General features: G+C 59.5%; 16 protein-coding genes. 5 read left to right on the forward strand and 11 right to left on the reverse strand.

Annotation, left to right across the window (positions count from 1 at the left end; genetic code table 11):
* Positions 1-91: 91 nt before the first annotated feature.
* Positions 92-4,555 carry a beta strand repeat-containing protein gene (locus EI291_RS15730; RefSeq protein WP_170172681.1) on the reverse strand — a complete coding sequence of 1,488 codons (4,464 nt, stop codon included), beginning with the start codon at positions 4,553-4,555 and terminating at the stop codon, positions 92-94.
* A 556-nt stretch (positions 4,556-5,111) separates the two neighbouring features.
* On the opposite strand from EI291_RS15730, the gene EI291_RS15735 reads away from it, so the two are divergent.
* A complete protein-coding gene (locus tag EI291_RS15735) occupies positions 5,112-5,531 on the forward strand; it encodes a hypothetical protein (RefSeq protein ID WP_125421999.1) in 420 nt (139 codons plus the stop codon).
* A gap of 56 nt (positions 5,532-5,587) precedes the next feature.
* On the opposite strand, the gene clpB is transcribed toward EI291_RS15735, so the two are convergent.
* Together clpB and EI291_RS23215 are read right to left on the reverse strand one after the other, a co-directional pair.
* On the reverse strand, positions 5,588-8,200 hold the full coding sequence (clpB, locus tag EI291_RS15740) for an ATP-dependent chaperone ClpB (RefSeq protein ID WP_125422002.1): 2,613 nt from the start codon (positions 8,198-8,200) through the stop codon (positions 5,588-5,590).
* Positions 8,201-8,353: 153 nt separating this feature from the next.
* Positions 8,354-8,899 carry a hypothetical protein gene (locus EI291_RS23215; RefSeq protein WP_125422005.1) on the reverse strand — a complete coding sequence of 182 codons (546 nt, stop codon included), beginning with the start codon at positions 8,897-8,899 and terminating at the stop codon, positions 8,354-8,356.
* 213 nt (positions 8,900-9,112) lie between these two features.
* On the opposite strand from EI291_RS23215, the gene EI291_RS15750 reads away from it, so the two are divergent.
* Positions 9,113-9,481, forward strand: coding sequence for a cupin domain-containing protein (locus EI291_RS15750; protein WP_205701613.1), 369 nt, complete (start codon positions 9,113-9,115; stop codon positions 9,479-9,481).
* Between the two features lie 148 nt (positions 9,482-9,629).
* Here EI291_RS15750 and EI291_RS15755 read toward each other — a convergent pair whose 3' ends face one another.
* Positions 9,630-10,580 carry a 1-phosphofructokinase family hexose kinase gene (locus EI291_RS15755; RefSeq protein ID WP_125422011.1) on the reverse strand — a complete coding sequence of 317 codons (951 nt, stop codon included), beginning with the start codon at positions 10,578-10,580 and terminating at the stop codon, positions 9,630-9,632.
* Between the two features lie 139 nt (positions 10,581-10,719).
* On the opposite strand from EI291_RS15755, the gene EI291_RS15760 reads away from it, so the two are divergent.
* The 3 genes from EI291_RS15760 (at position 10,720) to EI291_RS22925 (ending at position 12,085) form a co-directional block, all read left to right on the forward strand.
* Entirely contained in the window at positions 10,720-11,511 is a 792-nt protein-coding gene (locus EI291_RS15760; protein ID WP_125422014.1) for a HipA family kinase, read from the forward strand.
* Positions 11,489-11,875: a DUF3037 domain-containing protein gene (locus EI291_RS15765; protein WP_125422165.1), complete on the forward strand. Its 387-nt coding sequence runs from the start codon at positions 11,489-11,491 to the stop codon at positions 11,873-11,875. The genes EI291_RS15760 and EI291_RS15765 overlap by 23 nt, the downstream gene beginning before the upstream one ends.
* Positions 11,876-11,944: 69 nt before the next feature.
* Positions 11,945-12,085, forward strand: a complete 141-nt coding sequence (locus tag EI291_RS22925; protein WP_170172682.1) for a hypothetical protein — start codon at positions 11,945-11,947, stop codon at positions 12,083-12,085.
* Between the two features lie 80 nt (positions 12,086-12,165).
* Here the strand turns inward: EI291_RS22925 and EI291_RS15770 are convergent, their stop codons facing one another.
* From EI291_RS15770 to EI291_RS15800, 7 genes are all read right to left on the reverse strand, one after another.
* Positions 12,166-12,732 (reverse strand): hypothetical protein, encoded by a 567-nt coding sequence (locus tag EI291_RS15770; RefSeq protein ID WP_125422017.1) that lies wholly within the window; start codon positions 12,730-12,732, stop codon positions 12,166-12,168.
* A 66-nt stretch (positions 12,733-12,798) separates the two neighbouring features.
* Complete coding sequence (locus tag EI291_RS15775) at positions 12,799-13,734, reverse strand: D-2-hydroxyacid dehydrogenase (RefSeq protein WP_125422020.1); 936 nt, start codon at positions 13,732-13,734, stop codon at positions 12,799-12,801.
* A gap of 240 nt (positions 13,735-13,974) precedes the next feature.
* On the reverse strand, positions 13,975-14,265 hold the full coding sequence (locus EI291_RS15780; protein WP_205701614.1) for a glycine zipper domain-containing protein: 291 nt from the start codon (positions 14,263-14,265) through the stop codon (positions 13,975-13,977).
* Positions 14,266-14,542: 277 nt separating this feature from the next.
* Complete coding sequence (locus tag EI291_RS15785) at positions 14,543-16,987, reverse strand: S9 family peptidase (RefSeq protein WP_125422023.1); 2,445 nt, start codon at positions 16,985-16,987, stop codon at positions 14,543-14,545.
* 196 nt (positions 16,988-17,183) lie between these two features.
* Positions 17,184-17,894, reverse strand: coding sequence for a pirin family protein (locus EI291_RS15790; RefSeq protein WP_125422026.1), 711 nt, complete (start codon positions 17,892-17,894; stop codon positions 17,184-17,186).
* 2 nt (positions 17,895-17,896) lie between these two features.
* Positions 17,897-18,475 carry a nitroreductase family protein gene (locus tag EI291_RS15795; RefSeq protein ID WP_125422029.1) on the reverse strand — a complete coding sequence of 193 codons (579 nt, stop codon included), beginning with the start codon at positions 18,473-18,475 and terminating at the stop codon, positions 17,897-17,899.
* Positions 18,476-18,574: 99 nt separating this feature from the next.
* Positions 18,575-19,288, reverse strand: a complete 714-nt coding sequence (locus EI291_RS15800) for a pirin family protein (protein WP_125422032.1) — start codon at positions 19,286-19,288, stop codon at positions 18,575-18,577.
* Positions 19,289-19,444: the final 156 nt, after the last annotated feature.

Below are 19,444 nucleotides of genomic sequence, written 5' to 3' on the forward strand. Positions count from 1 at the left end.
CCGGCGCTGCAACGGCCCACCCTGGCGCATAAAAAAAACTCCCTGCCGGCTCAGCCGACAGGGAGTTTTCGGGAAGAAAACCCGATGGGCGTTATTCCTTCACAATACGACGTACATCCGTGCCACCCTCAGTGCGGGCGCGCAGCATGTACACACCGGAAGGCAGCTGGGTGAGGTCCAGCGGCTGCTCGAGGCGGCCGGCGGGCACGGTTACCGTGCGTACCTGCTGTCCAATGGCGTTGTACACCGTCAGCTCCACGGCTTTGTTGTAGCCGGCCAGTTTCACCGTCAGCAGCCCATCGGTGGTGGGGTTGGGGTAGAGGGTGAGCGAGGAGCCCGCCAGCGGCTTGATGGCCGAGGTAATTACCTGCGAAGCGGAAGGCAGCGAGGCGCAACCAGCTGCGCTGGTTACCACCACCGTGTAGGTACCGTATTGCGCGGCCGAGTTCACCACGTAGGTCTGACCCGTCGCGCCGGGAATCAGCACATTATTGAGGTACCACTGGTTGCCGGTAGCCGCGCTGCTGGTGAGCGTGGTCACGGGGCCATTGTATTGCACCGCAACCGTAGGCTGTGCAGGCGTAGCGTTAATGGTCACGCTGAACGTAGCCGAAACAGCTGCGCAGCCACCCGAGGCAGCTACCGTATTGGTTACGGTGTAGGTGCCGGGCGTAGAGGTGCCGGGCGTAATGGCGCCGGTGGTAGCATTGATGGTCAGGCCCGTCGTGCTGCTGAACGTGCCGGCGGTAGCGCCGTTGCTCAGGGTCGGCGTTGCCGAGCCCGTTGCTGAGGTGCAGTAGCTGGCGTTGGCATAGCTGAAGCCGGCGGTAGCCGGAGCTGTAATCGTCACCGTAGTGGTAGCCGTTACGGCCGAGCAGGCGCCTGAAGCCGCTACGGTATTCGTTACGGTGTACGTGCCGGGCGTGGAAGTGCTAGGCGTAATAGCACCCGTCGTTGCGTTAAGCGTCAGGCCCGAAGTGGAGCTGAACGTGCCCGCCGTAGCGCCGGTGGTCAGCGTGGCGGCAACCGTACCCGTGGCCGAAGTGCAGTACGAGGCAGTGGCGTAGCTGAAGCCCGCCGTGGCCGGAGCCGTAATGGTTACGGTGGTCGTGGCCGTGGCCGCTGCGCAGCCACCCGAGGCCGCTACCGTGTTGGTCACAGTATAGGTGCCGGGCGTAGAAGTGCCGGGCGTAATGGCGCCGGTGGTAGCATTGATGGTCAGGCCAGTCGTGCTGCTGAACGTGCCGCTGGCGGCACCGGCAGCCAGGGTCGGCGTTGCCGTACCCGTGGCTGAAGTGCAGTAGCTGGCATTAGCATAGCTGAAGCCCGCCGTAACGGCACTGCTGATAGTTACCGTGGCCGTAGCCGATGAAGGGCAGGTACCGCTTACGCTGTACGTTACAGTGTAAGTACCGGCCGTGCTGGCGGCCAGGTTAATAGCACCGGTAGCGGCATCCAGGCTCAGGCCCGCCGTGCTGCTGAACGTACCGCCGGCTGTACCGGTAATGGTAGGCGTTGGGTTGCTGCCGCTCTGGCAGAAGGTGGTGTTGGCGTACGAGAAAGTAGCCGACGTAGCCGGATTTACCGTCACCTGCACAGCCGTGGAAGTGGCCGAGCAGCTACCCGTGGTAACCACCACCGAGTAAGAGCCACTGGCAGATACCGTAGTAGTGTACGTTTCCGAAGTAGCACCGCTGATGGGCTGCCCGTTCAGCAGGAACTGATAGGTAGCGCCGGTTACCGGCGTAGCATTCAGGGTAAGCGTACCCGAACCGCAGAACGTGGTAGGCGTAGCCGCTGCCAGTGTAGCCGTTGGGCCGGCCGTCACCGTCACCGTCACCGACGATGAATACACCACGCGGTTATCCGACGTCTGAATAACGGCCCGGAAAGTAGTGGTCTGGGTTAGGTTGCTGAAGGCCAGGGTAGCGCCGGTATTGGTGCCCGGAACGGCCACAAAACCGCTGCCGGTGTTGGCTTCGTAACCCGTAATGGTGCCGGCGTAACCTGCGAGAGTCAGCGTACCCGAGTTGGTGCCACCGCATACGCTGGCTACTGAAGAGGTCAGCGCGCCGCCTTCGGTATTGGCCAGTACGAAAAAGTCGTTGCCGGGCGTGAGGGGCAGGGTGGATACCAGACCGGTAGTAGGAGCATTGGCGGCTGCGCCGCCAATGCTGGCGTAGGTGCCATTAGCCGTGGCTGCCTGGGCCACTACGGAGGTGGTGGAACCACCTACCACGTCATCGGCACCATAGCTGAGCTGCACCGTAGCCGAGGCTGGCAGAGCCGCCGTGTTCTGTAGGCGCACGTAGCGCGTGGGATTCAGGGACGATACAGCGCCCGACAGTGTGCCGCCGGTAGCACCGCTTACGATAGTAGCCGTGAAGGTCTGCGGGCCGGAGGTGGTAATGCCGCCTACCACCACTGGCCGCCAACCCGGACCGTCGCCAATGGCAAAGGTGCGGCTTACGGCAGTGGCGCTATTCACCGTAATGGCCAGCGGGCCGCGCACGTAGCTGGTAGCACTGCCGACAGGCGGAGCACCTGCCGTTTCGGCCAGAATCAGGGTATTAGCCGGCGAGGTGCTCAGTACACCGCTGGTCAGAAATACCGACTGCGTGGCATCACCGCGCACCGTCAGGTTGCCGCCGGCCAGGGTTACCCCGTTCGGGTTGGCAATGTTCAGGTAATCAATGGTGCGGGTGGAGGGAATTTCAAAGCCCGTTACATGCGCTACCGATTCAGGAGCGTACACAATCTGCAGATATCCGCTGCCAATGTTGAAGTTGGGTGCCACGTCGAACGTGCCGGCCGGATTGACTGACCCCGTTGCGCCCATCTGAATCACGTTGCCCACGGCGGTACCATCACCAACGGTGAGGTTGTTGGAGCCGGTAAGATTACCCGTGAAGAAGTTCGCCCGATAAACCGTCAGCGGAGCCGCTAGCGTTACGCCGCCACCGCTGTTGTCAAGTGTCAGAACACGCAGAACCGAAAAAGTACCGGAGCCGCTTAGCGTCTGGGGGGTGCTGCCAATGAAATACAGGGTGCTGCTCACTGCCGGATTGACGGTAGTGTTTACTGCCGAGCCATTGAGGGTACCATTGTTGACGATACCAGGTCCAATCTGCAGCAGCAGGCTGGCGTTCAGATTCAGCGTACCACCCGAATTCACCTGCATAGTGCCAAACACGTTGGTTTGACCCACCATCAGAGCCGTCTTGCCGCTCGGAATGCTTACGTTCGGCACGCTGCCCCGAATCCGGAAGTCGAAATTGGTAGCCGTGGCAGCTGTACCAATATTCAGGGTCCCCCCCGTGAAGTTGTAGGTTGTCCCGGCTACGTAATAGTCGAGTGGGCTAGTAGCGGTACTGCGCTGCACCAGGTTGATAGTGCCCCCCGAAATGGTGGTAGTGCCATTCACCCCGAAAGACGGAGCCGATCCGGCATTGGCCACGTTTGCAGCATTGATGGTACCGGCACTCATGGTGAAGGTCATGGTGCCCGTTACCGTGGTGGAAGAGGCGAAGTTGGTGAACCGCCCGGCGGTGGTTACAGTACCCCCTTCCATGGTATATACCGAGTTCGAGCCGAACACCAGGGAGTTGCCGCTGCCCGTGCCCACATTGTACGTGCCGGCCGTAATCCGGAGCAGGCCGTTCACAGTGGTTGAGTTGTTCTGGCCTACCACGGTGTAGTTCGGGTTATTCAGCCAGATGGCTCCCGTAGCCGGCACAAACAGGCCGGTTGGCGTAGCGCCGGAAGGCAGCGTCTGGTTCAGCAGAACCTTGCTGCTGATAGTTGCCGAGCCCGAGAGCTTCAGCGTACCCGTCATGTTATCCGTAACGGTGGTGCCGTTGATGAGGCGTGGTGCCAGAAAGCCGTCACCGGTAGCAGAAGCTACGCCCTTTACCGTAAAGGCCGGAAGGGTCATTTCCACCACATCAGCCTGCGCCGATTTGTTGATGATAACCGTCTGCAGGTCGGTGGTGCCGGTGCCGCCAAAGCTGGCATTGCCCGCACCGGTAAAGCGCAGGTCGGAGCCAACGGTAGTGCTGGCGCTGAGGTCAAGGGTACCGTTGTTGGTGACGCTGCCGGCCACCTGCAGCTGGTACGGAGTGGTGGCCGAGGTGAGCAGGGAGCCGGTGCTGGCCACGGTGAGTGAGGCGCAGCTGGCCGCTACGTCCAGCGTTACGGTTGCGCCCCCAATAATCGTCACGTCATCCGAAACGGTCGGGACTACGCCCCCAGTCCAGGTGGCCGGGTCGCTCCAGTTACCGCCGGTAGCGGTGGAGCTGATGATGGCCTGAATGCCACGGGCTGCCTTGCGCACCGTCATCGGCGCGGTTGCTGCGCGGGCCGCCGGGGCAGGCAGGGCCGTCAGGGTTGAGGCTGAGGTGGAAGTTACGCGGGCAGCCTCGGTTGCCAGGCGCTGCTGGGCCTCGGCTAACGGGCTGACTAAGAAGCCGCAGGCGGTAACCAGCAAAGGCAACCAGTTCTGGCCTGTAGCAACAGGCCGAATGCCCGTTGCTGAATCCTGTACTGTTGGAATCATACAAAAAATGTAAAGGGTGGGAAATAGGGCTTTTTGCCACCTCATCATCAGTGTAAGGAGGAGGCGCAAAAAGTATTCTGGAAACGAAAAAAACGAGAAAAAAAGGCTGTTGTCAGCCAGTATTGCCAAATGGCGATAAAAGAATAATTACATACAAATTGATGCTGAAATGCTACTAACTAAGATAAAGTAAATATGGTCTTTATTCGGGAGTAAATAGCAGTCTGGTGCGAAAATGTGAAAGTATTTCTGATAACCAGTAGTGGCCCTACTTATTCTGTCGGCTGTTGGGTTTACACCGGGCTGCCCGGCGGCCATTGGTAGTGGCTGAGGCCCCGGCTTATTTATGCGGCACAAGCTGCACGTCAAGCAGGACAAAAACACCACAACAACTGAGCCGTTGGTAGCCCCAAGGCCGCCCGCCAGCAGGTGATGGAGTATCTGGTAAATGGTAGCTACTTGTAGACCATCTGCACGGTGTATTTAAAAATACCGCCGCATACTACGGGAGGCGTTTAGCAGTTTGGATAGATGTTTACCACCTTATCCCACACGTATGAAAAATGCCGCTATATCAGGGTTGCTGCTTTGTGCAGTTGCTACTACCGGTTTTGCGCAGGTAATTGCTCCGGCTGCGCAAACTCCCACTTCAGCTCCGGCTGTTTACCAGCCCGTATCCGACAGCACCCGGCAGGCAGTGCATAAGCTGTTTAAGTGGGGCCGCCTGTACGGGCTTATCTCCACCGTTAGCGGTGGCTTGGTGCTGGGTAGCAGCAGCGCCTACGCCATCGGCGGCGATATGAACTGGAAAAACCTGGGCAGTATGGCCATGGGCGGCACGGCCCTGGCCCTCGGAACTACCAGCCTGGTCCGCTTCAGCCGCCGCCACGAGCGGGAAGTGCTGGCTGCCCTGGAGCGTGGCGAAACGCTGCCGCCCTACGTGATGCTTATGTCACCTTTTCTGCCGAAGAAGTGAAACGCAAAAAGCCCCGTCGGCACAGTGCCGGCAGGGCTTTTTGCATTTTCAATTAGTTATCCGACGGCCGGAATTTCCACGTTGTTGAAGCGGATGTGCCCGTCTTCGAGCACGGCTTCCACCACGGCATCCTTGCTCACGCGGCCCGAGAGAATGTCCTTCGACAGCTCGTTGAGCACCAGGCGCTGCAGTACGCGCTTGAGCGGCCGGGCCCCGAAGGTGGGGTCGAAGCCCTGCTCGCCCAGGTAGTCGAGCACCTCGTCGGTGGCTTCCAGGCGGATGCCGGCTTCTTCCAGGCGCTGCTGAATCTGACGGAACTGGATGTCCACAATCTTGCGGATTTCCTTGCGTTTCAGAGGCTGGAACATCACAATCTCGTCAATCCGGTTCAGGAACTCGGGGCGCATGTGCTGCTTGAGGCGGTCCACCACTTCCTCGCGGGTGCGGTCAATTACCTCCTCGTGGTTGTACTCATTCAGCTCCTTGAAGTTCTTCTGAATGATATCCGCCCCCGTGTTCGAGGTCATGATGATGATGGTGTTCTTGAAGTTCGCCACCCGGCCTTTGTTGTCGGTGAGGCGGCCATCATCCAGCACCTGCAGCAGAATGTTGAACACGTCGGGGTGGGCCTTCTCGATTTCGTCGAGCAGCACCACCGAGTAGGGCTTGCGGCGCACGGCCTCGGTCAGCTGCCCGCCTTCGTCGTAGCCCACGTAGCCGGGAGGTGCCCCAATCAGGCGCGACACGGCGTGGCGCTCCTGAAACTCGCTCATATCGATGCGCACCATAGCGTTTTCATCGTTGAACAGGTACTCGGCCAGGGCCTTGGCCAGCTCGGTTTTGCCCACGCCGGTAGTGCCCAAGAAGATGAACGAGCCGATGGGCCGCTTGGGGTCCTGCAAGCCCGCCCGGGAGCGGCGCACCGCGTCCGAAATGGCCGCAATGGCCTCCGATTGGCCCGCCACGCGCCGGCCCAGCTCGTTTTCCAGGTTCAGCAGCTTGTCCCGGTCCGACTGCAGCATCTTGCTCACCGGAATACCCGTCCACTTGGCTACCACCTCGGCAATGTCCTCGGAGGTTACCACTTCCTGCAGCATCGAGCCGCCGTCCTTCTGGGCTTCAGCCTGGGCTTGCAGTTCCTTTAGCTTGGCTTCGGCTTCCTGAATTTTGCCGTAGCGCAACTCCGCCACGCGGCCGTAGTCACCCTGGCGTTCGGCCTGCTCGGCTTCCAGCTTGTAGCGCTCAATGTTCTCCTTCTCAGTCTGCACGCTGGTGAGGGCCGATTTCTCGTTTTCCCACTGCGCTTTCAGTGTGTCGCGCCGGGCCGAGAGGTCGGCAATTTCCTTGTTGAGCACGTTTTCCCGGTCGTGGTTTTCCTCGCGCCGGATGGCTTCGCGCTCAATTTCCAGCTGCATGATGCGGCGCTGCACCTCGTCCAGCTCTACTGGCATCGAGTTCAACTCAATGCGCAGCTTGGCGGCGGCCTCGTCCATCAGGTCAATGGCCTTGTCGGGCAGAAACCGGTCGGTGATGTAGCGGCTGCTCAGCTCCACGGCGGCAATTACGGCATCGTCCGTAATCCGCACGCCGTGGTGCAGCTCGTACTTTTCCTTGATGCCGCGCAGGATGCTGATGGCGTCGGGCACGGTGGGCTCGTCCACCACCACGGCCTGGAAACGGCGCTCCAGGGCCTTGTCCTTCTCAATGTACTTTTGGTACTCCTTGAGCGTGGTGGCCCCGATGGCGTGCAGCTCGCCCCGCGCCAGGGCGGGCTTGAGCAGGTTGGCGGCGTCCATGGCGCCTTCGCCGCCGCTGCCGGCCCCAATCAGGGTGTGTATCTCGTCAATGAACAGCACAATCTGCCCATCCGAGTCGGTTACTTCCTTGATAACGGCCTTGAGGCGCTCCTCAAACTCGCCCTTGTACTTGGCCCCGGCCACCAGCAGGCCCAGGTCCAGACTCATCAGGGTTTTGTCCTTGAGGTTTTCGGGCACATCGCCGGCCACGATGCGCTGGGCCAGGCCCTCGGCAATGGCGGTTTTGCCCACGCCCGGCTCGCCCAGCAGCACCGGGTTGTTCTTGGTACGGCGGCTCAAAATCTGCAGTACCCGTCGGATTTCCTCGTCGCGGCCGATAACCGGGTCCATCTTGCCCGAGCGCACCCGCTCGTTGAGGTTGATGGCGTAGCGGTTCAGGCTCTGGTACTGGTCCTCGGCCGACTGGCTGGTGACCTTGCGGCCCCCGCGCAGCTCCTTAATGGCGACTTTTAGGTCTTTTTCATTGAAGCCGGCATCCTTCATCAGGGTAGCCACGGCATCCTTGCCGCCCAGCAGCCCCAGCAGCAGGTGCTCCACCGACACGTACTCGTCGTCGAACTCCTTCAGGAAGCCCGTGGCACGCTGCAAGGCGGCGGCAGCTTCGTTGGCGAGGTACGGCGAGCCGCCACTCACTTTGGGGTAGGCGGCTACGATGTCGTCGAGGCGGGGCGTAAGGATGTTCAGGTTTACGCCCAGCTTCTTGGCCAGAAACGACAGTACGTTCTCGTCGCTCTGGAAGAGGCCTTTCAGCAGGTGGCCGGTTTCGATGGCCTGCTGCTGGTTGCCTCCGGCAATTTCAGTGGCCTTCTGCACGGCCTCCTGTGCCTTGATGGTATAGTTATTAAAGTTCATGGGTTGCTTTTCGTCGTAGGGTGAGAACTTCGAACAGGAAGGTTCTACGAGGTGAATAGCAAACAGGGTGCAGAAGTGATTTTGCTGACGTTTTGGCTTGATTTTATAATTTACCCAATAAAAATAATGACTTTATGACTGTATTGGCAGGGGTTAAGCAGGTTTCACACTACCAGCCGCCCGCCGAAACAGCCACCCCGCCAGCACCCACAGTCCGGCGAAGAGGGTGTTCAGCACAATCACCCAGAGCACGCCCATCGTCAGCTCAGGCTGCTTAATTAGCAGCGCCACGAAAGGCACGGCGAACTGCGTGAGTGCCGCCGCAAACAGGGCTCGGGCCGTGCCCAGCGGCTGGAAACGGGCCGCTATAGCTCCGCCCAGCGCCACTGCCAGCACCGACCCGAATAGCAGATTCATGGGGTTGTCTTCGCTGCCGATGAAGCCCACGGCCAGATTACCCCACACCAGCAGCAGGCCAGCCAGTACAGCCACGCCGGCGGCTAACCGGTACGTATTGCTGTTGGCTGCGCGGGCAATCAGCATAAACGTAGTGCCCGCCCCAAACAGCAACGCGCCCGCAACTACAAAGTCGGAGAGAGTCCAGTTTACCTCGGCGGTGAACTGCATGGCTACCAGCGGAATCAGGAGCAGCAGCCCGGTAATGAGGGCTACGAGCGAGAGGCTTTTAGGCAGGGCCATGAGAGTGATTTTAGAAGTGAAAAGTTGAAACCGCAGGGGGTAGGCAACAGTGGGAATCAAAATCTGAAGCACTGTAACAATATCAAATAATGTAAAAGAACTTTGTAATTCAAAGTATGGATAGAAATTTTGTTCTTACAACCTTCGTCAGGCTTTGGTATATTCAGCTTTCCGGATTGAATGTCACCCCTTTACTGCCCTTTTGTTATGGACGTGAATCAGCTTTTAGGCCCGCTAAAGGGCGCTACCCGCCGCGAAGTTGGCGGCGTGCAGGTGGATGTGGTGCGCACCGGCAACTCCCGCGTGAAGCGGGTGGTGTACCCGGCCGGCTTCCGGTGGTCGAAGGATATGCGGCCGGTGGTAGGCGGCGAGTTGTGCCAGCACGCGCACGTAGGCTTTCTGACCACCGGTAAGCTGGGTATTCAATATGCCGACGGGGTGCAGGAAGAGTACGCGGCCCCGCAGGTAATAGCCATTGCCCCCGGCCACGACGGCTGGGTGATAGGTGAGGAGCCTGCCATCCTCATTGAGTTCGACTTTGAGGGCGAAACTGTGGAGCGGCTGGGGTTGAAGCGGGAATAAGGCAGGCCCGTAGTGCGCTGGGATAATAGAACGTCATTCCGGGTGAAGCGAGGAATCTCGCGTGCTGACGTTGAGTTACCATTGCAACAGCAGCACGCGAGACTCCTCGCTCCGCTCGGAATGACGATTGAACAATAATGTTCCGGTTCTAAGCCACCTTGGCCGGCAGCGTCTGGCGCAGCCACTGGTAGAGCCGGTCCACGTCGGGCTTGCGGAATAGCTCGGTGCCGGGATTCATGGTGGCAGCCGAGCCGCAGGCCACGCCCAGCCGGATAACTTCGGGCAGGCTCAGGCCGGTGCTGAGGCCGTGCACCAGACCGGCCACCATACTGTCGCCGGCGCCCACGGTGCTGCGCCGCTTCACGGCGGGGGCGGGTACGTGGTCGACTTGGTCGCGGGTGATAAGGCATGCCCCCTGCGGCCCCAGCGACACGGCCAGGATTTCGGCTTTGCCTTCCTGCACCAGCTGGCGGGCGGCTTGGGTCATGGCGTCGTTGTCGAGCTCATCGGTGCCGGCCAGCTTACTCAGCTCGCCCACGTTGGGTTTGGCCAGATACACGCCTTCCTGCAACACGGCCTGCAGGGCGGGACCTGAGGTATCGGCCACTACCTTTACGCCCCGGTTTTTGGCCGCCCGCACCACCCGGGCCAGCAACTGCGGCTCCACACCGGGCGGCAGGCTGCCACTTATTACCAGGAACTCCGCGCCGGTGGCTAGTTCCTTCAGCTGCTCCAGTACCAGCAGCTGCTCCTCGGGCCGCAGCTCAGTGCCGGGCATCCCGAAGCGGTATTGCTGACTGCTGCTGCTATCTACCACAATGAAGTTCTCGCGGGTATCGGCCTGGGTAGGCACGGCGCGGAACTGCAGCTGCTCCTGGCTCAGCAGTTCCTGCAGGCGCTGCCCGGTGGGGCCGCCCGCCGGAAACACTGCTACCGACTCGGAGCCCAGCCGCCGCAGCGCCCGGCTCACGTTGATGCCCCCGCCGCCGGGCTCGAACTTAGGGGCCGCGCAGCGGATTTTCTGGTCGGGCATGATGTGGTCGGCGGTGGTGCTTTTATCAACGGTTGGGTTGAGCGTGAGCGTGACGATGCGCGGCATAGGAAACGGGCTGATGAAGGCAGAAAAACCAGTAGCTGTACTACGCCCCGCCCGAAAAGTTGGCTTTCGGGTGCAGTTCAGGTTAACAACCGCCCGATTTATCCGTTGCTTTGCCTTTCCATTCTCTTTTCTGAGGCCCATGCCTGCACCTACGCTTGCCTTGCGCACCGTCGACGTGACGCGCTATATTATTCCGCTGCGGGAGGGCGGCTCCCTGCCGGCCCTGGTAGAGGCCTACGACGGCTTTATGTACGTGGTAAAGTTCCGGGGAGCAGGCCAGGGGCTGAAGGCACTGATTGCCGAGCTTATTGTGGGCGAAATTGCCCGTCAGCTGGGGCTGCGGATGCCGGAGCTGGTGTTCATCAACCTGAGCGAAGCCTTCGGCCGCACCGAGCCCGACGAGGAAATCCAGGACCTGCTGCGCTTCAGCACCGGCCTCAACCTGGCCCTGCATTTCCTGGCCGGCGCCGTCACCTTCGACCCCATCATCAATGACGTAGACGCCCGGCTGGCCTCGCTGATAGTGTGGCTGGATTGCCTCACGCTGAACGTGGACCGCACCGCCCGCAACACCAATATGCTGATGTGGCACCGGGAGCTGTGGCTCATTGACCACGGCGCGGCCCTGTACGTGCACCACAGCGGGGCGGGCTGGGCTAGTAAAGCCACCCGCCCGTTTCCGCAGCTCAAAGACCACGTGCTGCTACCCCGGGCCACCGAGCTGGCCTGGGCCGATGCCGAAGCCCACGCCCGCCTCTCATCGGAGGTGCTAACGGCCATTGTGGCCCTGGTACCCGACGAGTGGCTGCAGGAGCCCGACCTTAGCCCCGAGGAGCAGCGCGCCCAGTACGTGGAGTTTCTGACCACCCGACTGGCCGCGTCATCATCATTTGTTCAGGAAGCCCAATCTGCCCGCAATGCACTTGTTTGAGTATGCCGTGCTGCGCGTGGTGCCCCGCGTAGAGCGCGAAGAGTTTTTGAATGTGGGCGTGATTCTGTACTGCTCGGCTCAGGGGTTTCTGCAAACGCGCTGTCACCTGCCCGAAGCCCGTCTGCAGGCCTTCGCCGGCCCCGGCCTTGATCTGGACGACCTACGAGCCCGGTTACAGGCGTTTGAGCGAATCTGCCAGGGCCGGCGCGAGGGTGGGCCCATCGGGCAGCTGGCCCTGGCCTCGCGCTTCCGGTGGCTCACGGCCATGCGCAGCACCATTGTGCAGACGTCGGCCGTCCACCCCGGGCTATGTGAAGATGCCGCTGCTATGCTGGATAGACTGTATGAGCAGTTAGTGGCTTGATAATGAGCTTGGTTTGTGTGAAAATTTGACTATATTCCGATAGTCAACTCTCACCAAATCAGACGGATTATGGAACTGCACAACAACTGGCCCGCTCAGCGCGGCCTGCATCTGAACCGGTTACCATGGTGGGCTTACGCCCTATTCATCCCGGCCGTGTACGGAATGGGCTGGGTACTGCATCTGCTGGGTGTGATACCCGGCCAGTGAGCCGATGAATTGATATCCAAAGCGGCCCGCCCCGGCAGTAGCTATGCTACTGCCGGGGCGGGCCTTACCATGCGCAGTTATTACGCAGAGAGGGGGGCTGTTGCCACCTGTTGCAGCAGAACAAGCAGTAAATGATATATTTCCTGCAGCTGTGCGGGTTCGGTTAGAGCACGCTCTTCGGTAAAAGTCAGCTGCAGGGGCGCAGTGGCTTCGTGTGAGGCCGGAGCCAGCGCCAAGCGGGCATCGGGGTAGCGCAGGAGGGTAGCGCGTACCTCCGGGTGGGCCAATATCTGCCGGAGCGTGTCGGGCTGATTGGTGGTGATAATGAAGGCCTCGTCCAGCTCCGGGTCGCCCAGCTCTACGTCCTGCAGACCCAGCAGCTTGCCTACCTCATGAACCCAATCCTGTTCGTGCAGCGCAAAGTGAAAAGCTGTGTGCACGGGAACCGAAGCCGTCAGAGTGGTCAGCTCATAGCCGCCTTCAAACCCGCCGCCCAAATCAATGTCCAGCTCCAGCCGAACATGAAAATCCTGCTGGTACAGGTCGGCGCGGTAGTCATATAGATCGGGCTGTTGTGCCATATCAGCGGCTACTTGCTGCCATACAGCGGCTTCCGTATCGGCCCGGAAAGTGGGAGTAGTATCCATGAGTAGAAAGGGGGAATGTATCAGATGCACTTACTTCGTTTCCCTGAAGAAAGTTGGTGCCCGAAGCTAGTAGCCCCGCCGTAAGTCCACGGGGTTTTCGAGTGGTTCCTGCTGCTGTAGATGCTGTAAGTTGCGCAGAAACAGCGCAATCTTGCCTTCCTCTTCGGCTGGCCGGCCGCCGCCACTATGCTGGGTAAGCAGCACCCGGGGCAGCTGCCAGAGCGGGTTGTCGGGCGGTAGTGGCTCTTCAGAAGTCACGTCCAGTACGGCTCCGCCAAGCCGGCCGGCCTGCAGCGCCGCAATCAGGGCGGGCTCATCGGTGGTGTTGCCGCGGCCAACGCTGGCATACAGCGCATGGTCTGGCATAGCAGCAATAAGGTCAGCGGAGAAGAAACCGTCGGCGCTACCGGGCAGGCAGTTTACCACAATATCAGTGGTGGGTAATGCCTCCAGTAGCTCTTGGCGGGTATGTAGCTGGGCGGCAGGGTTGGTGCGGGCCAGAAATTTTATCTCGCAATGAAACCCCCGCAGCTGCTCAACAACGGCCTGCCCAATAGTCCCATAACCCAGAATAATCACCCGCTGTCCGCGCAACAGCCCCAGCCGGGGCCGCACGGCCGCGCCTTCCCAATGCTGCTGCCGCTGCCATACGGCCAGTTCCGGAATGTAGCGCAACAATCCCAGCAAACCGGCTACCATGGTTTCGGCACAGGCCCAGGCAAAGAAGTCGCCCATGTTAGCTACCGGAAACGTTGGCTGTAGCTCCTGATACCGGTCAATGCCCGCTGAGTCAATCTGCCAGAAGCGGAGCTTAGGCGGTAGCCTGGGCTTAAACCACTCAGCCGGCGGATTACCTAACAGGTAATCGGCCTCGTGCAGGGCCGCAGGTTGCTGCTCGGGTAGTAAATCAGTGCGGAATACCGGCCGCACATGAGCTGGTAATTGCTGTTGCAGCATAGCCCGGACCGGGGCTGTAAGGACCGAGTATATGAAGAGATTCATCGTCTTGATAGTGCCTGTTCAGGGCTTCGTCTTGCTGGTGAGTAATAGAACGGTTTTGTGAACAGCATAGCGGTCCAATTGCCTACCTCCACCGAACCGCCCGAACCAAAGCTGTCAGATACATGCAGCGACTGGTAGTTTCACCCAGACCCTGAAAATTCTTCGTGCGGGTTGCCGGTAAACAAAAAGCCCCGTACCGGTTGGTTCGGGGCTTTTTGCCGGGTGGATTACTTTAAAACGCTAGTCTTTACGCGAGTATTGCTCGTAGCGTACGGGGTTCTTCTTTTTGTCCTTTTTGCGGCCAAGAACGCCACCGGCGGCAGCGCCTACCACGCCGCCAACAACAGCGCCTTTGCCGCCGCCAACAACGGCACCCGTTACGGCACCGGCACCGCCACCAATGGCGGCTCCTTTGGCCTTGTTGCTCCAGTTTTTAGGCTTGGTCTGGGCGTTGGCATCGGCTACGATGGTAGTGCTTTCCAGTACAAATAAGGCCGAGAGCATGGCCGCGAATATCTTGAGAGTTTTCATGAGTCAAGGGCGTTTTACACATACTGAAATGTATGGAGATTATAACGCAATGTCCCGAAACCGGGTTTACAGGATAGCGAAATTTTATACGGTAAAACCTTGTTTTATATAAAAATTGCTATATGATTTTCCCGGTCACTGGAGTTACCCGCCGACCCGATATTCCGCCCGCCGAACCGCTATATTCCGGTGATTTGCTGCACAGCCTTCCATGAAAAAAGCCTCCCATGCTCGTAGCACAGGAGGCTTTTTAGAAAGAGGTGAGCCGGTGAGAATTTTACCGGGCGTCTGCTTTCGTGTCGGTTGCGGAAGTACTGGCTTTCTTCACGTAGGTATCCAGCCAGGTATTCATCTCCCACAGCATGTGCATGATGGATTCGCGGGCGGCATAACCGTGCGCTTCGGCCGGCAGCACCACATAGCGCACCGTGGCACCATTGCCTTTCAGGGCGTTGTAAAACCGCTCACTCTGGATGGGGAAGGTGCCGGAGTTATTGTCGGCCTCTCCGTGAATCAGCAGAATGGGAGTCTTGATTTTGTCGGCGAAGTTGAAGGGCGACATGGCATTGTACACCTCCGGCGCTTCCCAGTACGTGCGCTCCTCACCCTGGAAGCCGAACGGCGTGAGGGTACGGTTGTAGGCACCGCTACGGGCAATGCCTGCTTTAAACAGGTTGCTGTGCGCCAGCAGGTTGGCCGTCATGAAAGCGCCGTAGCTGTGGCCCATCACGGCCACGCGGTTGGGGTCAACTACGCCCAGACGCTTGCCTTCGTCAATGGCGGCCTTAGCCGAGGATGTGAGCTGCTCTACGTAGGTGTCGTTCGGCTGCTTGGTGCCTTCGCCCACAATTGGAATGCTGGCCCCCTGCAGCACGGCATAGCCCTGCGTCACCCAGAATACCGGAGAGCCCCAGTTGAAACGCGTGAAGGTGTACGGCGAGCCTTTCACCTGACCAGCATCCTTCTTGTCTTTGAATTCCACCGGATAGGCCTCCATCAGGGTAGGCAGAGGGCCATCTTCCTTCTTGTAGGTGGGGGGCAGGTACAGATTTGCCGTCAGCTCCACACCATCGGCCCGCTTGTATTTCAGCACCTGTTTCTGCAGGTTACCCAGTGAGGCGTACGGGTTCGGGAACTTGGTCAGCTGCAACGGCTTAGGGCTGGGAGCGTCGCGCAGGAAGTAGTTGGGTGCTTCCTGCTGCGATTCGCGGCGCGTCACGAAGATGTGCTTGCCGGCATCCAGAATGGTAACGGGCATTTCGTAATACGGCGCTTCGGAACGCCACCACCGGGCGCTTTTCTTGGTGCGCACGTTCATTTCATCAATAAACGGCCGGTCACCTTCCGGTGAGGCACCGGTGCCGATGAAGTACACCATGTCGGCGTTGGCATCGGTAGCCAGTACGCGGCGGCCCAGCTCGTTCCGACGCAGGAAGGGAGTGCCGGGGTCGGTGTAGGTATCCTGTGAAGAACGCTCGAATAGAGGCGTAAGAGAGGTTTTAGTGGCCAGATCCAGGGTCCAAAGGGTTTCCTTGCGGTCGGCCCAACGGTAGCCCTGTACAAGGGCCAGCTTATCGGAGCCGCTCCAGTAGATGCGGCCAAAGCGCAGCGGCAGCGACGCCAGCTCCTGCGGCTGGCCGTCAAACGGGGAGCCCAGGGCGAACAGCTTGTCGCGCACCGGGGCGGCGGTTTTCGGGTCGCCACCGTCCTGGGCTTCTACCCAGAACAGGGTGTTGGGGGCGTCTTCGCGCCAGCTGATTTCACGCGGCCCCACGGGCACGGCATCGAAGCTGGTGGGCACATTATCGGCCAGCGGCAGGTTGGCAATTTCTTTCACCACCAAGCCTTCCATGTTCAGGACGTCTACGCGCACCGGGAAGCTGCTCACCGGCAGCGTGTAGGAATAGGGCCGGTGGCGGGTGCTTACCAGCACGTATTTACCGCTGGGCGAGGGAGTAGCATCCTGAATAACGCCGGGCTGACCCAGGGGGGCCATACGGCCATCCATACCCACTTTTACTACCTGCGAAAGGGCATAGTAATCGAACATCCGCTCATCAATGGGGCTTTTGAGCAGATCCTGATAGGTGCGGGCGGCCGCGGTGCGGCCTACGTTCTGCTGAATAGCCGGGCCGGTAGGAGGAGCCGTTGGATTGGGAGCCTCACCGCGGCCACCTACGATGGCCCGGGCAATAATGGTCTTGCCATCAGAAACCCACTCGTAGGGCGAGCCGAAAATGCCATTCAGGAACAGGTTAGGCACCAGCTTCGCCGTAGCCGAGGCCACATCTACCAGCCACAGCTCCACATGGCTGTTGGTGGTGTGGGTGAAAGCAATTTTGGTATTGTCCGGCGACCATTGCACGTCGCTGATGCGGGCATTGGACGGAAGGCCCTGTACCAGCAACTCCTTCCCCTCGGGCAGGCGGTGCAGCCGCAACGAAGAGGCGTAGCTCACCCGGCTGGCACCGTTGGTACGGGGGTTAATGCGCACACCTGCCAACCGAACTTCCGGCTGGCTGAGCTCGGTAATGGAGGGCATATCACGCACGTCCATCAGCAGCATCCACTGGCCATTGGAAGAGAAGCTGACGCGAGGTGTCGGGGGGGCATCAACCAGAGTGGCAATGGCGCGCGGAGGCGTCTGGTACGGCAGGTCCTGAGCCGAAACCAGACCGATGGTACCGGCGCACAAAGCCAGTGTGAGTCGAAATATTTTCATAGAAAAACGGTAAGCAACAGATTCTTATCTACAAAGGACGGTACAATCCGGCAAATTCGCTACTGCCCAAGGCAACATGTTCATAATGTGAATCGTACTAAGAAGTTTTGCTCCGTTTTCTGCAAAAAAAACACCCCACTGTGCAAGTGGGGTGTTCATGGAAGCATGCGAAAAATTCAATTTCAGCCGGGCCGCATCAATGATTGATGGGTACCTCAATGAGGATAAACTGGCATTCCGATGAACAGACAATGTCGACGGAAGCCAGCTCCCACAAACCCAGACTTTCCCGCGGGGCCACTGCGTCACCATTGGCGGTGAGGTGGCCTTCCAGTACAAACAGAAACACGCACTTGTTGGTCGGATTCAGCTGGTAGTGTAGGGTTTGACCGGCATCGAAGAACCCGAGGCTGAGGCGGGCGTTCTGGTTAATCCAGCAGTGCGCGGTGCCCTCCTCGTTGCTCACAATGGTGGTGAGCTGGTTGCGGCGCTTCTCGCGGGGGAAGTGGCGGCGCTGGTAACGGGGCGTTATGTTCTGCAGCTTGGGCTCCACCCAGATCTGCAGAAAATTCACCTGCTCATCGCCTATATTGTGCTCTTCGTGGCGCAGGCCACTTCCGGCACTCATAATCTGCACCCAATCCTGGGTTACTTCCTCCGAATATCCCAGGGAGTCTTTGTGGTTCATGCGCCCGGCCAGCATCACCGATATGATTTCCATATTGGCGTGGGCATGCAGGCCAAAACCGCCGCCCGGCTGCACAAAGTCATCATTGAATACTCTGAGCAGCCCGAAGCCGGCTCGCTCAGGGTTGGCGTACGGCCCGAAGCTGAGCGAGAAATGGCTCTGCAGCCAGCCAATATCTTTGAGGCCCCGGTCGGCGGCGGTGGTGTGGCGGATGGGCATGGTTAGGCAGGCAGGTGTTGGTGAAAGGCTATTTCGGCCACGGACTTACGCTGACGCGGCGCTTTTTCGCGACTCAGGAACGGCTCCTCCAGCTGTTCGGCGTCGCCGAGGTAGCCGAGGGCAATCATCACGGCCGGCTGCAGGGTATCGGGCAACTGGAATACTTCCTGCGCTTTGGCCCGGTCGAAGCCGCCCATGAAGTGTCCGTGCAGGCCCAGGGCTGTAGCTTCCAGAATCAGGTTGCCGTTGGCCAGGCCCAGGTCGTGGAGGGCAGCGCCGTTGGGAGTGCCGTTATCGTACTGTGTTTTAGCCAAGGCCAGAATCAGGACGGGCGCATTGCGGGCCCAGGGCTGGTTGCCGGGCATTAGGCAATCCACCATCTGCGCAAAGGCCTCTTTATCGGCGTGGTGCGCGTAGATGTAGCGCCAGGGCTGCTCGTTCATGGCGCTGGCGGCCCAGGAGGCCGCTTCAAACACCTGCTGCAGGGTTTCGGGCGCTACGGGGTAGCTGGCAAAGGCGCGCGGGCTCCAGCGCTTACGGATAGTTTCCAGAACCGGAAACGTGGTGGTGGCGTGTTTCATAGTGGTGATAAACCGTGCTTCCCGCTGGCGGGTTATACATGCCCCGCAGAAAGCGGGAAGCAGGCCTGAATATACGGATGAAGTGAAGGCCGCAAAGGGTTATAAGCTCATGGGTACTTCCATCAGCAGCAGGCGTGTGGCGGCAGTGGCAGCTACCGGAAAGCTGGTCGTATCCCAGATGCCCAAGCCGTCGCGCGTGCTGACCGGCTGGCCGGCAATAGTAGCTTCGCCTTCCAGCACGAATACGTACACACCGTTACCGGGCTTCTTTACCTGATATTCAGCCGTGAAGCCGGCATCAAAGTCGGTCAGATGAAACCACGCGTCCTGGTTAATCCAGACGCCGGCATCGTTGGCGTCGGGCGACAAAATCTGCTGGAACTGATTGTGGCGGTCTTCGGCCCGGAAAGTTTGCTGATCATAGCGGGGCGTTACGTTACGCTTGTTCGGAAACACCCAGATCTGCAGAAACTTTACCGGCTCGGTGTGGCTGTGGTTTTTTTCGCTGTGCGCAATGCCGGTACCGGCACTCATCACCTGCACATCGCCGCGCCGGATGATGCCGTGGTTGCCGGCATTATCCTTATGTTCCAGCGTGCCGCTCAGCGGAATGCTGATGATTTCCATGTTGTCGTGCGGGTGGGTGCCGAAACCCATGCCCCCGGCCACAGTATCATCGTTGAGCACGCGCAATGCGCCAAAATGAACCCGCTCCGGATTCTGGTAGCCAGCAAAGCTGAAAGTATGATAGGAATTGAGCCAGCCATGGTTGGCGTGTCCCCGAGTGTTGGCGGAATGGAGGATGGTTTGCATGAGTTCAGATGCTTGTTATTGCAAATATATGTACATACATGAATTGTCAAGCAAAAAATTCCATTTGATCTATATTATTCCTGAAAAAGGGCTTTTTTGCCCTGATATGGACGAAAATAAAACAAGCTACTCATACTTGAGTAGCTTGTCTGAAAC

This window comes from Hymenobacter rigui (genome assembly GCF_003944715.1).
Lineage (GTDB): Bacteria > Bacteroidota > Bacteroidia > Cytophagales > Hymenobacteraceae > Hymenobacter > Hymenobacter rigui.

Bases quoted from the DNA above. Each gene is read 5' to 3' on its own strand.
- clpB (WP_125422002.1), bottom strand. From the start codon at position 8,200: ATGAACTTTAATAACTATACCATCAAGGCACAGGAGGCCGTGCAGAAG.
- EI291_RS15730 (WP_170172681.1), bottom strand. From the start codon at position 4,555: ATGATTCCAACAGTACAGGATTCAGCAACGGGCATTCGGCCTGTTGCT.
- EI291_RS22925 (WP_170172682.1), top strand. From the start codon at position 11,945: ATGGAACTGCACAACAACTGGCCCGCTCAGCGCGGCCTGCATCTGAAC.
- EI291_RS15785 (WP_125422023.1), bottom strand. From the start codon at position 16,987: ATGAAAATATTTCGACTCACACTGGCTTTGTGCGCCGGTACCATCGGT.
- EI291_RS15760 (WP_125422014.1), top strand. From the start codon at position 10,720: ATGCCTGCACCTACGCTTGCCTTGCGCACCGTCGACGTGACGCGCTAT.
- EI291_RS23215 (WP_125422005.1), bottom strand. From the start codon at position 8,899: ATGGCCCTGCCTAAAAGCCTCTCGCTCGTAGCCCTCATTACCGGGCTG.
- EI291_RS15755 (WP_125422011.1), bottom strand. From the start codon at position 10,580: ATGCCGCGCATCGTCACGCTCACGCTCAACCCAACCGTTGATAAAAGC.
- EI291_RS15780 (WP_205701614.1), bottom strand. From the start codon at position 14,265: ATGAAAACTCTCAAGATATTCGCGGCCATGCTCTCGGCCTTATTTGTA.
- EI291_RS15775 (WP_125422020.1), bottom strand. From the start codon at position 13,734: ATGAATCTCTTCATATACTCGGTCCTTACAGCCCCGGTCCGGGCTATG.
- EI291_RS15790 (WP_125422026.1), bottom strand. From the start codon at position 17,894: ATGCCCATCCGCCACACCACCGCCGCCGACCGGGGCCTCAAAGATATT.
- EI291_RS15795 (WP_125422029.1), bottom strand. From the start codon at position 18,475: ATGAAACACGCCACCACCACGTTTCCGGTTCTGGAAACTATCCGTAAG.
- EI291_RS15770 (WP_125422017.1), bottom strand. From the start codon at position 12,732: ATGGATACTACTCCCACTTTCCGGGCCGATACGGAAGCCGCTGTATGG.
- EI291_RS15800 (WP_125422032.1), bottom strand. From the start codon at position 19,288: ATGCAAACCATCCTCCATTCCGCCAACACTCGGGGACACGCCAACCAT.
- EI291_RS15735 (WP_125421999.1), top strand. From the start codon at position 5,112: ATGAAAAATGCCGCTATATCAGGGTTGCTGCTTTGTGCAGTTGCTACT.